Below are 14,022 nucleotides of genomic sequence, written 5' to 3'. Positions count from 1 at the left end.
CTAAAGGGAAGTGGGCGATACTGGAATCGAACCAGTGACCCCTACCGTGTCAAGGTAGTGCTCTACCTCTGAGCTAATCGCCCCCAGCTCTCAAATTTGTCCTTTGAGACGGGTGGTTGATAAATGGCTCAACCAGGCACTGAAGTTAGCAGTTGGAGTGCCCTCAAAATTCGCTCCACTTATTGGCGGAGGATGTCAACGCGCCATCGCTCCCGTTTCGTGCGTTCGATGTTCATGACCTCGATGCTGCCTCTCTCTTGAAGTTGCAGGCGGTCTCCCACTTTTAAATCGCGACTTGCCAGCCGCACCGGTTCCCAGTTGAGGCGCAACCGCCCGTCCTTAATTTGTTTCACGACCTTTGAGCGAGAGATGCCAAAGCCGGCAGAGGCAATGGCATCAAGACGGCATGAAGCTTCAACGCTGCTCAAGCGGCGAGCAACGCGCTGAACAGGCCATTGCAGGGCCTCGAGTGGCCAAGATTCGCAGGCGATCATCACCTCGCGAACGCTGCCTCGCTGGCCTTGCAGCAGGGCCGCGGCCTCCGGTGTGCAAATGGCCTGAGCACCTCTGTCTCCACGGATCCATAGATCACCGAGAGCCGCTTCATCCACCCCGATGCCTTGCAGGGCCAGGCGCATCTCGTCGGGTGAGGTTGGGTCGAACAGGAAGTTTCCCTCCACGTTGAGACCAGCCAAAGGACAAGGGGGCTCAGGCTCTGGGGACGTCGCATGTTGGATGAGCAACCGTTTTCGCTCGGCTCCTGGGTAGCCGCCATCACGGCTGATTTTCAGTTCTGCCAGGGCCCCGAGCTGATTGGCATCTTCCAACATGAGGGCTGAGAGAAAAGGACTCCAGCGGGGTTGCCAGGTCTTCAGAACGTCTTCCGCAATGTCGATTAAGGCGGCCATCGTTGTGGGATGCCTGCAGGACCGAAGCAGCGCGTCGCGAGGGAGGCTCATAGTTCGCTGAGCCGAACCACTTGCTGGGGACGTGCCTTTTGGACGGTTTGCCAAGGCAATTCCAACCCGGGCCTCGTTTCTAGAAGCAGGAGCCAGCAGCCTTCGAGGTGTCGATTGCGCAGGATTCTTACGCCATCCTCGTTTTCCGACGGCACGCTGGCGGCGGCGGCATAGCTGCCCATCAGGCCGGACCCCATGCCCAATAATCCCCCGATGAAGGCTGCACCCCAGGGACCAAAGCTCGCAAACGTATCGAGCGTGGTGATCTGGGTGAAGGTGGCGCCGGCGAAAAACCCGAAGGGCATCAACCAGCGTGCCATCGACTTTTGCCGGCGACTGCGGGCCAGATTGGGGTTGAGCAGATCCACATCGTCCATCGCCTCAGCAGGGAGATCAGAATCGGAGGCGGATTCTTGCTGCTGTGGCTCGGCGCCTTTCCCGGGGGCGGGTGCGACGAGGGCGACGCGAAGCAATGGCGTGCCTAACTCTTGGAGCGACAGGCGAAGACGGTCGGCAGCAGTGCGCTCATTGAGAACCAGAACGCAAACGGGCATGAAACAACAGCAGCCGAGCTTTCATTCTCTCTCGGAACAGTTGCTCTTGGAGCCGATTCTCTTGGAACTGTTTGGGCTGGAAAACACTTGGAAAAGACCGTTCTGGCTGATCTCTACAGTTAGTGGTGGCTCTCTCCCGCCGCTGGATGACAAAAGTTCTCGTTTCAGACCCCATTGATCAGGCGGGGCTCGACATCCTTGGCCAAGTGGCTCAAGTCGATCAGCGCATTGGGTTGTCACCGGAAGAACTCAAATCGATCATTGGCGATTACGACGCCCTGATGATCCGTTCGGGCACCCAGGTCACAGCGGATGTGATTGAGGCTGCTGATCGGTTGCGGATCATCGGCCGTGCGGGTGTGGGGGTCGACAATGTGGATGTGCCTGCGGCGACGCAGCGCGGGGTGTTGGTGGTGAATTCACCCGAGGGCAACACGATCGCCGCGGCGGAGCATGCGCTTGCGATGTTGCTGTCGGTGTCTCGTCACGTGCCCCAAGCCCATGGTTCGATGCGGTCTGGAGCCTGGGATCGCAAAAAATATGTGGGGAATGAGCTCTATAAAAAAACGCTTGGCGTGGTGGGGTTGGGCAAAATCGGCTCCCACGTCGCTCGCGTCGCCAAAGCGATGGGTATGGAGGTGATCGCCTTTGATCCGTTCATCTCTGCAGAACGTGCTCAGCAGATGCAGGTGCGGCTCACCACGTTGGAAGCCCTGTTCCAGCAGGCCGATTACATCACCCTGCATATTCCGCGCACGCCGGATACGGAAAATCTGGTCAATGCCGAGCTGTTGCGCACGATGAAAAGCACGGCACGGATTGTGAATTGTGCTCGTGGCGGAATTGTTGATGAGCCGGCGATCGCGGAAGCGATTGAATCCGGAGTGATCGCTGGGGCCGGTCTGGATGTGTTTGCATCTGAACCGCTAGCTCAAGACTCCCCTCTGCGCGCTGTGGAGCGAGGGCTTGTGTTGACCCCTCATCTCGGAGCGTCCACGGAAGAGGCTCAAGAAAATGTGGCGGTTGATGTCGCCGAACAAATTCGTGATGTGTTGCTGGGACTGCCTGCCCGCAGCGCCGTGAATATCCCAGGCCTCAGTGCCGAGATCATGGAGCGCCTCAAGCCCCATCTCCAGCTGGCCGAAACCCTCGGTTTGCTCGTGAGCCAACTCAGTGGTGGGCAGATTCAGGAGTTGGAGGTGCGTTTGCAAGGCGAATTCGCCAGCCACCCCTCACAACCCCTGGTAGTGGCGGCTCTGAAGGGCTTGCTCAGCACGGCACTGGGAGATCGGATCAACTACGTGAATGCATCGCTGGAGGCCAAGGGCCGCGGCATTCATGTGCTGGAAATTAAAGATGATGCCAGCCGTGATTTTGCGGGTGGGTCTCTGCAGCTCACCACTCGCGGTGGTCAGGGAGGTCACAGCGTGACCGGTGCGGTGTTTGCAGATGGTGATTTACGCGTGACCAGCATTGATGAATTCCCCGTGAATGTTCCTCCAAGCCGTCACATGCTGTTCACCAGGCACCGCGATATGCCAGGCATCATTGGTCACCTCGGCTCCCTGCTTGGTGAGCACAACGTCAACATCGCTTCCATGCAGGTGGGGCGTCGCATCGTGCGTGGGGATGCCGTGATGGTTCTCAGCATTGATGACCCGATTCCTCCCGCTCTGTTGACCACCATTCACAGCATTAACGGCATTCAGGAAGCCCATCCCGTCACGCTGTGATGTGGTGGCGCCTTTCCCTGCCCCTGCCTCCCGTCCTTGAGGAGTCCTTGCTTTGGAAGCTGGAGTCCCTTGGGCTGCATCGCTTGGCCGTTCAACATGCCCCAGAGTCGCCAGACCAGCGCACGTTGCTGGCATGGCTGCCAGCGTCGGAGTGGCCGCAAGACCAACGTGACCAGTTGCTGAACAGCCTTCGCCCGATGGCGGACACGTTCGGACTGGCCTTGGCAGAGCCGCTTTGGGAGGAGTTGGCCGACGAAGACTGGAGTCTTAGTTGGAAAAAGCATTGGCAGCCAGATCCCGTGGGTCAGCGCTTGTTGATCCTTCCGGCATGGCTGCAGGTCCCTGAAGAGCACGCCCACCGCTTGGTCTTGAAGATGGACCCTGGAAGTGCTTTTGGAACCGGCAGTCATCCCACCACCCGCCTCTGCCTTGAAGCGCTTGAGGCGATGCCTCCACGCGATCAGCGGGTGGCCGATTTGGGCTGTGGGAGTGGAGTGTTGGGCTTGGCTTCCTTGGCCCTTGGCGCACGTGAGGTGTTGGCGGCTGATACCGACTCATTGGCGGTTCGGGCGACCACAGACAACGCTGGCCTCAACGCTTTGAAAGCCGAACAACTGCGCGTCAGCCATGGATCGATCGATGCGCTTGCGGCCCTGTTGAACGGAGAGGAGGCGGATTTGCTTCTCTGCAACATTCTTGCTCCGGTGATCGAAGCTTTAGCCCCGCAGTTCGCTTCGGTGCTCAAGTCCACAGGCCGCGGACTGCTGAGTGGTTTGTTGGTGGATCAGGCGCCTCGGCTGATTGAGGTTTTGGCTGAATGCGGCTGGCAGGCAAGGCCAATCGGGGAACAAGGACGCTGGGGCTTGCTCGAAATCAAGCGACTCATTCAATAAGCCCTTCTTATCAATGCTCCGTCTTTGATTGGGCTTGGACGGAAAACCCTGATGAATCCCGTATCAAGGCGTCTGTCCGATGTAGAAGGGTTCGGTCCAGCAGGTTCAGATCGATTCGATCTCTGCGCATTACATCCATCCATGGCTTCTTATAAGGTCACCCTGGTCAGCGAGAGCGAAGGCCTCAACAAGACCATCGAAGTTCCTGACGATCAGTACATCCTCGATGCTGCTGAGGAGCAAGGCATCGATCTTCCCTACTCCTGCCGTGCAGGCGCTTGCTCCACGTGCGCAGGCAAAATCACTGCAGGCACCGTTGATCAGTCCGACCAGAGCTTCCTTGACGACGACCAGATCGAAGCTGGTTTCGTTCTGACCTGTGTGGCCTACCCCACTTCAGATTGCACCATCAAAACTCACGCTGAAGAAGAGCTGTATTGAGCTCTGCAGCTTCGAGCTGAGGTCGCCCATCCGAGCGATCGTTCTGCCACCCCTCGGGGTGGCTTTTTAATGTGATGACGGCTCTAAGCGCTTGATCATCCCTGTGACACCTGTTCCTGCCCTGCGTTCTGATGTACAGGCACTGCTGGAGCACGGAACGGTGCATGCCAGTCCAGGCGGACAGTACAGCTTTCGGGTGATTGGACCCTGTTGTCGTCTGTTTGATCGTGAGGAGCTGCCCTGGCCCTGTTGTCGCTTGGCTTGGCGTAGCAAAGAGCCGAGTTGGCGTCGGGTGGGTCGCCGGTTTGTTCCAGATCTTGCTTCCAGGCGCTGCCCTTCCTACTCGGTGGAGTTGCTTCAGCCGGGCTCTCGCCCTACGGCCACGCTCCTGACGCTCTTTTCGATGCGCTTGACGCCTGAGTTGCAGGAGTGGTGGTACAGCCGTCAACCAAAGTCCATGGCTGCTGACAATGATTCACCTGCCAAGCCTTCTCGATCAGAGCTTTTCACGGTGGACACGCCATAAAAAAAGCCTGCTCCGAAGAGCAGGCTGAGCGATTGGGATCTTGTTTGGGCGTTAGAAGTAGATCTTGCCGCCGCCCCATTCGACACCCAAGACTTTGGGGGCCACCAGGATGTATCCGGACATCAGGCGGAGATCTTCATCGGTGAGATCGCGCATGGCGGGATAAAGATCGCGACTGCGCATGCTGGGATGCAAATCGGCGATGCTGTATTCCCCGTCGTAGGACGTGGGGTCTTGGAGGTAATCCACTAGAGACGCGACGTTGTCACGGGCTGGAGTGGCCAGCGCAAGCGTTTCAGTATCCAGGCCCACATTCTGGTTGGTTTTGGTGATGCCGCCGGCGTGGCAGGTGCCGCAGCTGACGTTGAACACCTTCCGCCCTGTCTTGATTTCCTGCTCACTGAAGGTGACCAGGGCGCCATCGCCGTCAGCTGGCACCGTGAGGATCTCGGCATCCCACTGGGCGGCCTGGGCGGGGGCGCTGATCAACAGTCCAAGCAGCACTGGCAGGGCGATCAACAGTCGATTCAAGGATCGACGCAATTTGGAGAAAATAGAGGCCATGAAAGATGTCAGAGACTGACGTAGACAGCGCACCAAGTCCTTGTATCACGGGGTGGGATGCGGATGAGCCCCTTAAGGGTCTAGTGATCACGAACTGTTGCAGCGCGCGCCCACGGATTAAGAGGGATGGACGTCCACATTGAGGAAATCCTTGGCCAAAATCGTGTTAGGAAAAATGGCCCTGGCTTCTGCCACCAAATCGTCTGCGGTGACTGCGTTTCCAGGGGCATAGCGCGGGCTGAGGTGGGTCAGCGCTAACTGCTTGACGCCGGCTTCAGCAGCGGTCTGCGCCGCCATGGTGCTGGTGGAGTGTTGCCTTTTGAAAGCCATGTCGGCTTCGGCGTGGGAGAAGGTCGATTCATGGATCAGCAGGTCGGCTCCCTGAGCCAGCTGCACCGCTGCTTCGCAGAAGACGGTGTCGGTGCAATACACAACGCTCACACCCGGTTGTTCTGGCCCGCATAAGGTCCGGCCATCGATGGTTCGACCGTCCTCCAACGTGACCGACTCACCGCGCTTTAGGGCGGCGTACACAGGCCCTGGCGGGATCTGGAGCTCTCTCGCTTTGTCGATGTCAAAACGCCCTGCTCTTGGCTTTTGTTCGGCTCGATAGGCGTAGGCCGGAACGCGATGGTTGAGGGGGGCCGCGGTCACGATCAGATCGTCGTCTTCGAACACAACGGTGTGTTGTTCAGCCGCTTCGCGAACGCGATGGATCGCCAGCGGATAGCCGATGCGGGTTGAACTCGTGCGCAGAACCCCTTGGAGATACGCATCCAAAGGATCAGGTCCGTAGAGATCCACTCCATTGCTTGTGCCGCCCAGCCCCAAACTCGCCAGCAGCCCAGGCAGTCCGAAGACATGGTCGCCATGCATGTGGGTGATGAACACTCTCCTCAGTTGAGAGAGGCGCAAATCGCAACGCAAAAATTGATGTTGGGTTCCCTCTCCGCAATCGAACAACCACAGCTCCGATCTCTGCGGCAAACGCAGTGCCACAGACGAAACATTGCGCCCCCTGGTGGGCACGCCTGAACTGGTTCCAAGAAAGGTGACCTGCACGTTTTAACGCGCTGAGCCATCAAATCTGCCACGGGGACCTAGCCGCTTCCGAATCATCAGGTCACACTGAGCTGCCTGGTTTCAGCTTGCAGTGCTCACACGTACGTCAGCGTTTTTTCCTGTGCTGACTGCTGCCTTGGCCATGCCGATTGCTGTGATGGCGGTCAGCTTCGAGCAGCGGGTTGTGCAGGCGGCACAGGAGCCGTCGATGCGCGTGCTGTTGTCACAAGCCTCGGTGGTGCGTCTGCGCGCTGATGCAGATCAGCCTTTCTTGGTGCGAGGTCTGGGCCGTGGCGATCAACGCATGCGCTCGATGGAGGTCAGTCTGAGATCCGGGCGCCTCAAGATCAGTGGTCAGATGAGTGACGGCTCGTCTCGCTCCCTGTCGGCTGGCTCTGCGATCGAGGTGCAAAGCGATGATCCCCGCGGCATCTGGCTCGGCTCTCGCCGTTATCGCGGCCGGTTGCAGTTTTTAGTGCGTGGCGGCCAGGTGCAGGTGGTGAATCACATTGGGATTGAGACCTATTTAGCCAGTGTTGTGGGGAGTGAAATGCCCCATAAGTGGCCATTGCCGGCCTTGCAAGCGCAGGCGGTTGCGGCGCGCACCTATGCCCTCAGGCAGCGCGGGAAGACAGGAGACTTTGATGTCAAGGCCACCGTCTCTAGCCAGGTTTACCGCGGGGTTGAATCCGAAACCCCCAGCACAATCGAAGCTGTGGAAAGCACGCGCTCGTTGGTTTTAGTCCATGCCGGCCGGCTGATTAACGCTGTGTTTCACAGCAGCTCTGGTGGTGCAACGGAACCCAGTGGTGAGGTTTGGCGCAGTCAACTTCCCTATCTGGTCAGCGTTGCGGATCACGATCAACACAGTCCGGTGCATCGCTGGAACAAACGGTTTGATGACGATCAGCTGCGCGATCTCTTCCGTGAAACTGGAGGTGTCAAGCGCTTGCAGGTGCTCAAGAAAAGCTCGACGGGGCGGGTGCGTTCGGCGCGTGTGCAGGGTCCACGAGGCTCTTTGGTGCTAACGGGGAGGGAGCTTCGCAAGCGTCTCGGTCTCAAAAGCACGATGGTTCAATTCGAGCTCATCAATGGCTCGGTCGAGCCTCCAACGGCATCGACTCACATAGCTACTCGGACAACGTCTCGGACAGCCTCACAATCCGGCTCTCAAGCAGCTCCGCCTCTGATCGGCCTGTGGCAGGACTCTGCGAGTGGTGCTGACAACACGGGTCCTGCCACCACATCCAGCCCCCCGAGTCGACTGGCGTCTCTCCTGCCACCACCACCGCCACCACTGCCCCAACGCAGCCCTTCAGCCTTCAACCGTCCCCGTCTTGATGTCAAGGAGGGTGAGCTGGTGCTCGAAGCCCGTGGTCAAGGCTTTGGACACGGGGTTGGAATGAGTCAGTGGGGAGCCCATGGTTTGGCTCTTCAAGGCGCTGATTTTCGTCAGATTCTTCTGCATTACTACCGCGGTGCAGAGATTCGCCCCTATCGACCCAGTGATGACCCAGCAGTGGCGCTTCGGCTCCGTTCAGAGTCAGCCTGGTGGGGTTGATGACAATGGCCGTTCATCGTGCTCAAGATCTCGGACACGACCACGATCATTCGCAGGCGCAATCCGCTGCAGCTCATGGAGGCTGTGGTTGATCAGCTTGAGCAACGCTTGCTGGCCTCTCTTCAGTCAGAGGCGTTTCGGCCCCTCGGTTTGGCGACTGGACGCACCATGGAGCCCCTCTATGCCGCCTTGGTCTCTCGTTTAAGGGATTGGCCTACGGATCGACTACAGCTTTTGCGTCAGCACTGGCGCAGTTTCAACCTTGATGAATATGTGGGTTTGGCAGCGGAGCATCCCAGCTCTTTCTCCGCCTTCATGGGACATCACCTGGTGGGGCCTCTAGGCCTGGACCCTGCTCAGGTTTCGCTGCCAGATGGAGCGACTGCCGACCCTGAAGCAGCCGCTGATCGCTATGCAGCCGCGATCCGTAGCGCCGGGGGGATTGGCTTGCAGCTGTTGGGATTGGGCAGCAATGGCCATGTGGGATTCAACGAGCCTCCCTGCGGTCCAGAGGTGCGTTGTCGCGTGGTCAGGCTCAGCTCCAGCACGCGATCTCAAAATGCCTCTGCGTTCCAGGGACGTCCGGGGTTGGTGCCTGAGCAAGCGATCACCCTTGGCCTTCAAGAGATCTTGGCGGCTGATGAACTTCACCTGATCGTGACGGGTGCATCCAAGGCGGGAATCCTGCGCAAGGCTTTGGATCGTGATGGTGATCCAGAGGTGCCGGCCAGCTGGCTACGGCGTCACCCAAGGCTTTGGTTGTGGGTGGACGATGCGGCATGGGGTGAGGAAGGGCCGTGAACCGATGACGGCGACCCAATGGAACTTTTGGATTGATCGAGGCGGAACCTTCACGGATCTCGTTGGTCGCGCCCCCAGTGGTGAGCTTGTGGTTCGCAAAGTGCTCTCAGAGCAAGCGAGCGATTGTGGTGATCCCGCTGTTCGTGCCATTCGAGAGCTGATGGGTTTGCCTGCGGCAGCTCAGATTCCGCCGGGTTTGATCCAGGAGGTGCGCTTGGGGACAACCGTGGCGACCAATGCCCTGCTTGAGGGGGCAGGGGAGCCAGTTCTGTTGATCACCAACCAGGGTCTGGCGAATTTGTTGTTGATTGGTGATCAGCATCGCCCTGATCTGTTCGCTCTAGAGATTCCAGTTCGGACGTCGCTGGCCGTGGCGGTTGTTGAAGCCAGAGGGCGATTGAATGCCGAGGGGGAAGAGGTAGAACCGCTTTGCCTCGATGCCGAGCTGGAGACGCGGCTCCGCGCTCATCGGAGTGCCGGTATCAAGGCCTGCGCCATTGCCCTGATGCATGCCTGGCGTGAGCCAAGCCATGAGAGGCGACTGGCAGCATTCGCCCGATCGGTGGGCTTCACCACGGTGGTTTGCTCCCACCAGGTGAGCCCATTGCCGCGCTTGGTTCCTCGGTCTGAGACCACCGTCGTTGAGGCGGCGGTGGAACAGGTGCTCTTTCGTTATCTCCAGCAAGTGATGCAGTCCCTTGGAGGGCAGACACGCCTGCGGGTGATGACCTCCAGTGGCGCCTTGCAAGGTCTTGATCAACTGTTGGCGAAGGACACGATTCTTTCTGGGCCCGCGGGAGGCATGGTCGGGGCGGTTGCCGCAGCAGAGGCTGCTGGTTTGGCAGGTCAGGCGCTTGTTGGTGTGGACATGGGTGGCACCAGCACCGATGTGTTTTGTTTGCCAGCAGGAGCCTCCGACAAGGACTGGGAGCGCAGTGCGGAGACCAAAATTGCCGGCCTCGAGTTGTCTGCTGCGCGACTTCCGATCCAGACCGTCGCCGCAGGTGGGGGCTCGATCATTGATACCGATGGCGATCGTTTGCAGGTGGGTCCTCGCTCAGCGGGCGCAAACCCTGGACCCGCTTGCTACCGCTGTGGTGGCCCCCTAACCATTACCGACGCTCATCTTTATTTGGGTCGTTTACAGGTGGAGGCCTTCCCCGCTGTGTTTGGTCCGGCGGCTGATTTGCGTCCGGATCTGGAGGTGGTGCGCAAGCGCTTTGAGGCGCTTGCTGGCCAATTGGGACGCGATCCTGAGTCGCTTGCGGAGGGGGCGCTTGACCTGGCCGTGGAAACGATGGCTGGTGCGATTCAGCAGGTGTCGTTGCTGCGGGGTCATGACATTCGTGCTGGAGCTCTGGTGGCCTATGGCGGAGCGGCCGGGCAATTGGCGTGCCGAGTGGCGGGAGTGTTGGGTCTCCGCCAAGTGTTGATCCATCCCCTCGCGGGCGTTTTGTCGGCTTTTGGCCTGGGTCAGGCGCGCCTGCGGGAATGGCGTCAGGTGGTGGTGCGGGGTGCCCTTGACGCGGAATTGTTGACGTCCCTTCCTGGAATGATGCGCCAGGAGTTGGAGGTTGCAGAGGAAAAGCTGGAGGCAGCGGGTGCAGGTCATGCGTCTCAATTTGAGCGGCGCATTCGGCTGGAGCTTCGGGATGCTGCGTCAGAACGTGGCTTGCTGATCCCGATCGCTGAGCTCGCACCCACCTTGCAACTCTCACAGTTGGAAGCTGATTTTGACCAAGCCCATGCTCAGCGCTTTGGCTACAAGCCTCCCCGCACCACCGCCTTGATCGTGGAGCGGTTGGAGGTTGAAGTGTTTACGGCACCCGCCCGCCTTCAGGACGACAGCAAGATGGCTTCAGAGCCACGGTCGCTGCCGGAAGCTCTCAGCAAAACAGCCACCATTCACTGGCCTGGGCTGGGCTGGCAGGAGGTTCCGGTGCTGCAGCGTTCCGATGCTTTGTTGCGTGAGCCTTTGCAGGGTCCAGCTTTAATTCTTGATGCCACGGGTTGCACCGTGCTCGAACCTGGCTGGTCAGCCTGCTGTGACTCGGCTGGAAGCTTGCTCCTCACCGGTGAGGAGCTTCCGGTTCCAAGGTCAGCGCGGGATCAGGTGGTTGATGTTCCAGACCCGGTGGATCTGAGCCTGTTTCATCACCGCTTCATGGTGATTGCTGAGCAGATGGGGGAGCGGCTTCGGCAGACGAGCCGCTCTGTGAACATCCGCGAGCGGCTGGACTTCTCTTGCGCGTTGTTCGATCACAACGGGGCCTTGGTTGCCAATGCTCCCCATATCCCCGTTCATTTGGGATCCATGGGTGAGGCGGTGCTGGACCTGTTGAATCAGATCCGGCGCGGAGAGCGTCCGCCGCTGGAGCCGGGCGAAACAGTGCTCAGCAATGACCCCTATCACGGAGGAACCCATCTTCCGGACATCACGGCGATGACCCCTGTCTTTGGTGAGGAGGAACGGCCGAGTTATTACGTCGCTTGTCGCGGACATCACGCCGATGTCGGGGGACTCACGCCTGGGTCCATGCCTCCCTTCAGTCAAGAGATCGGAGAGGAAGGCCTACGGCTCCGCAACTGGTCACTGCTGCGTGGGGGTGTCTTGGATCGGGATGGCTGGAACGCGATCTTGAAGGCAGAGCGGCAGCCGCCGCGCTCCCCCGATGTGCTTTGGGCGGATTTACAGGCTCAGGTGGCGGCGAACCGCCTCGGCGTGAACCATCTCGAACAATTGATGCTGCGCGAGGGAGCTGCCCGCGTCAGTCGATATATGCGTTTTGTTCAAATCCATGCGGCGGAAACGGTGCGTCGTGTGATCAGCCGTTTGGCGGACCAGCAGTTCAGCGTGGAGTTAGACCATGGCGGCCGTTTGCAGCTTGCTGTGCATGTGGACCACCAAGCGAGGACGGCGCGCCTGGATTTCACGGGCACGAGTCCCCAGGGGGAGCACAATTTTCATGCTCCGCTCGCGGTGACCAAAGCCGCTGTGTTGTATGTGCTGCGCTGCTTGGTGGATGAATCGATCCCCCTGAATGCGGGCTGCTTTGAGCCGCTCACCCTGGTGGTCCCGCAAGGATCGTTGTTGAATCCGCTCCCGCCAGCGGCCGTGGTGGCAGGCAATGTGGAAACCTCTCAGGCGCTCTGCAACCTGTTGTTTGCAGCCATGGGAGTGATGGCCGCGGCGCAGGGAACCATGAACAACCTCACCTTTGGAGATGAGCAATCCCAGTACTACGAAACGATCACTGGAGGCGGCGGGGCCGGTCCGGGTTTCCAGGGGTCATCCGGCGTACAAACCCACATGACCAATTCCAGGCTCACAGATCCGGAAATCCTCGAGCAGCGATTCCCAGTGCGTTTGGAACGCTTTCAGCTGCGCCGAGGCAGTGGAGGCACAGGCCGCTGGTGCGGTGGTGATGGGCTTGAGCGGCAGATTCGTTTCCTTGCTCCGATGACGGTGGCTTTGCTGTCTGGCTCTAGACGGGTGCCGCCATTTGGTTTAGCTGGTGGAGAGGCCGGTGCTCTTGGGGTGACTTGGTTGAGTGAACAGGGAGGTCCCTGGCAGAAACAATCAGGTTGTTTCGAGCAGAGGGTTGAAGCCGGTGATCGGCTTTGGATTGCAACGCCTGGTGGTGGCGGCTGGGGAATAGCGGAACCAACGCAATCAATCAAAGACTCAATAACTTCTTCGGTTGCCTAAGAAAGGACCTTCTTGGCTAAAGGAAATCATGGTCGTCAGTGTCGTCATTTTGACCGGCTTGGATAAAGAGGGCGCTCAAAAAGGGAATGATGCAGATCCCAACAAATAGTTCCATGGTTATAAAATTGTTGTCTATTAACCATGATTTGGGGTGATCCTGATGGGGAGTATTGGATGTTACTTGGACGTTTTTTTCTGGTTAAATATGATGCTAAATTTCAGGGATGAGTATTTTGACGTTTAACTGCTTTGTAGCTATTGATGCGGATTGGGCTCAGCTAGCGAATGATTTGTCATTAAGAGTAGATGCGTGATGCGTGTTCTCGAACACATTGTTGTGTATCTGGATTAACCAGGATGATGGAAACAGGCGTTCTATGTTTCTGGAGCAACGGGTTCATGATCCGATGAGCGAAATTGAAGCGTTTCGACAGCAATTGATAGAGGCGAATCCTCGCTGTGCCTCTGGAAGTCATGACCCAGTCTCTTCGAATGAAAGAAGGGATTTGATCCATGTCGATCTGGTTGTTTCCCACCAGGCCTTGGACAGGCTCACTGGCAACCTTTTGAAGGATATGGGCCAGGCCTTCAGTAATGAGGCTCTAAGTTATTACGCGCAAATGCGTGGTGAATTGTGCGCTTATTTCAATGGAATTTCTTTGCTGTTAGATGATTATCACGATGGGATCGAGTCGACAAGATGATGGTTCGCTTGTGATTTTTTAACGTCCTGCTTCTCTCTCAATGTATGACGCCTCATGAATGTCGTGATGGATCTGATTCTGTTGATACAAGGCAGATGGGTCCAAGCAGGCTCAAATCGAGCTGCTCTGAGATTGCTGATCAGTATCTTCTTTCTGATCGTTGTCAGATTCCCCGCCATCGATTGAATCAATGCAATGAAGACGTTGAGCATGCGGTTAGCTGGGATGAGCTGACGGGCAGGAAGTAAAGCTTGGCTTGCGCAGTGCCAGATGATTTGGATCTTCACAAAGGGGAGGATGTCATCAATCCTTTTCTATCGATGCCAACACATTGCCCGGGCTTGCAGGCTAGTTTTTGCGTTTTTTGATGGTTTCGATCGGTGCTGGAAAACGGAGAGGCCGCCCCTCCCGGATGGAAGAGACGGCCTAGCTCGCTCGTTTATGCATATCGCTAACCAATATCCAGTGAACCTGTATCGGAGAAGTGTGAACCTCGAAACGACAACAGTGAACTG

Annotated in this window: 12 protein-coding genes and 1 tRNA gene; 8 read left to right on the top strand and 5 right to left on the bottom strand. The window is 58.2% G+C overall.

Annotated features, from left to right (window positions below; genetic code table 11):
* Window positions 1-11: 11 nt before the first annotated feature.
* The 3 genes from SYN8016DRAFT_RS10040 to SYN8016DRAFT_RS10030 form a co-directional block, all read right to left on the bottom strand.
* Window positions 12-83: transfer RNA gene (locus SYN8016DRAFT_RS10040), tRNA-Val, on the bottom strand.
* 96 nt (window positions 84-179) lie between these two features.
* Window positions 180-959, bottom strand: coding sequence for a photosystem II S4 domain protein (locus SYN8016DRAFT_RS10035; protein WP_038014432.1), 780 nt, complete (start codon window positions 957-959; stop codon window positions 180-182).
* A complete protein-coding gene (locus tag SYN8016DRAFT_RS10030; RefSeq protein ID WP_006854281.1) occupies window positions 956-1,513 on the bottom strand; it encodes a hypothetical protein in 558 nt (185 codons plus the stop codon). The genes SYN8016DRAFT_RS10035 and SYN8016DRAFT_RS10030 overlap by 4 nt, the downstream gene beginning before the upstream one ends.
* A gap of 146 nt (window positions 1,514-1,659) precedes the next feature.
* On the opposite strand from SYN8016DRAFT_RS10030, the gene serA reads away from it, so the two are divergent.
* From serA to SYN8016DRAFT_RS10010, 4 genes are all read left to right on the top strand, one after another.
* On the top strand, window positions 1,660-3,246 hold the full coding sequence (gene serA / locus SYN8016DRAFT_RS10025; protein ID WP_006854280.1) for a phosphoglycerate dehydrogenase: 1,587 nt from the start codon (window positions 1,660-1,662) through the stop codon (window positions 3,244-3,246).
* A complete protein-coding gene (gene prmA / locus SYN8016DRAFT_RS10020; RefSeq protein ID WP_006854279.1) occupies window positions 3,246-4,139 on the top strand; it encodes a 50S ribosomal protein L11 methyltransferase in 894 nt (297 codons plus the stop codon). Before serA ends, prmA begins: the two co-directional genes overlap by 1 nt.
* A gap of 141 nt (window positions 4,140-4,280) precedes the next feature.
* Entirely contained in the window at window positions 4,281-4,580 is a 300-nt protein-coding gene (locus tag SYN8016DRAFT_RS10015) for a ferredoxin (RefSeq protein WP_006043345.1), read from the top strand.
* Window positions 4,581-4,683: 103 nt separating this feature from the next.
* Window positions 4,684-5,106, top strand: coding sequence for a hypothetical protein (locus SYN8016DRAFT_RS10010; protein ID WP_006854278.1), 423 nt, complete (start codon window positions 4,684-4,686; stop codon window positions 5,104-5,106).
* Window positions 5,107-5,157: 51 nt separating this feature from the next.
* Here SYN8016DRAFT_RS10010 and psbV read toward each other — a convergent pair whose 3' ends face one another.
* Together psbV and SYN8016DRAFT_RS10000 are read right to left on the bottom strand one after the other, a co-directional pair.
* Window positions 5,158-5,670, bottom strand: coding sequence for a photosystem II cytochrome c-550 (gene psbV, locus SYN8016DRAFT_RS10005; RefSeq protein WP_006854277.1), 513 nt, complete (start codon window positions 5,668-5,670; stop codon window positions 5,158-5,160).
* A gap of 117 nt (window positions 5,671-5,787) precedes the next feature.
* The gene (locus SYN8016DRAFT_RS10000; protein WP_006854276.1) at window positions 5,788-6,732 is read right to left on the bottom strand and encodes a ribonuclease Z; all 945 of its coding nucleotides are present in this window, start codon (window positions 6,730-6,732) and stop codon (window positions 5,788-5,790) included.
* Between the two features lie 121 nt (window positions 6,733-6,853).
* Between SYN8016DRAFT_RS10000 and SYN8016DRAFT_RS09995 the strand changes: the two genes are divergently transcribed.
* From SYN8016DRAFT_RS09995 to SYN8016DRAFT_RS09980, 4 genes are all read left to right on the top strand, one after another.
* Complete coding sequence (locus SYN8016DRAFT_RS09995) at window positions 6,854-8,293, top strand: SpoIID/LytB domain-containing protein (protein ID WP_371212446.1); 1,440 nt, start codon at window positions 6,854-6,856, stop codon at window positions 8,291-8,293.
* 75 nt (window positions 8,294-8,368) lie between these two features.
* Window positions 8,369-9,094: a glucosamine-6-phosphate deaminase gene (locus SYN8016DRAFT_RS09990; protein ID WP_006854274.1), complete on the top strand. Its 726-nt coding sequence runs from the start codon at window positions 8,369-8,371 to the stop codon at window positions 9,092-9,094.
* 4 nt (window positions 9,095-9,098) lie between these two features.
* Entirely contained in the window at window positions 9,099-12,803 is a 3,705-nt protein-coding gene (locus SYN8016DRAFT_RS09985) for a hydantoinase B/oxoprolinase family protein (RefSeq protein WP_006854273.1), read from the top strand.
* Between the two features lie 407 nt (window positions 12,804-13,210).
* Window positions 13,211-13,507 carry a hypothetical protein gene (locus SYN8016DRAFT_RS09980; protein ID WP_141561478.1) on the top strand — a complete coding sequence of 99 codons (297 nt, stop codon included), beginning with the start codon at window positions 13,211-13,213 and terminating at the stop codon, window positions 13,505-13,507.
* Window positions 13,508-14,022 lie beyond the last annotated feature (515 nt).

Origin of the sequence: Synechococcus sp. WH 8016, assembly GCF_000230675.1 — a bacterium.
Lineage (GTDB): Bacteria > Cyanobacteriota > Cyanobacteriia > PCC-6307 > Cyanobiaceae > Synechococcus_C.
Note: the sequence above shows the minus strand (reverse complement) of the source record. Positions and strands in the feature narration are given on the sequence as shown.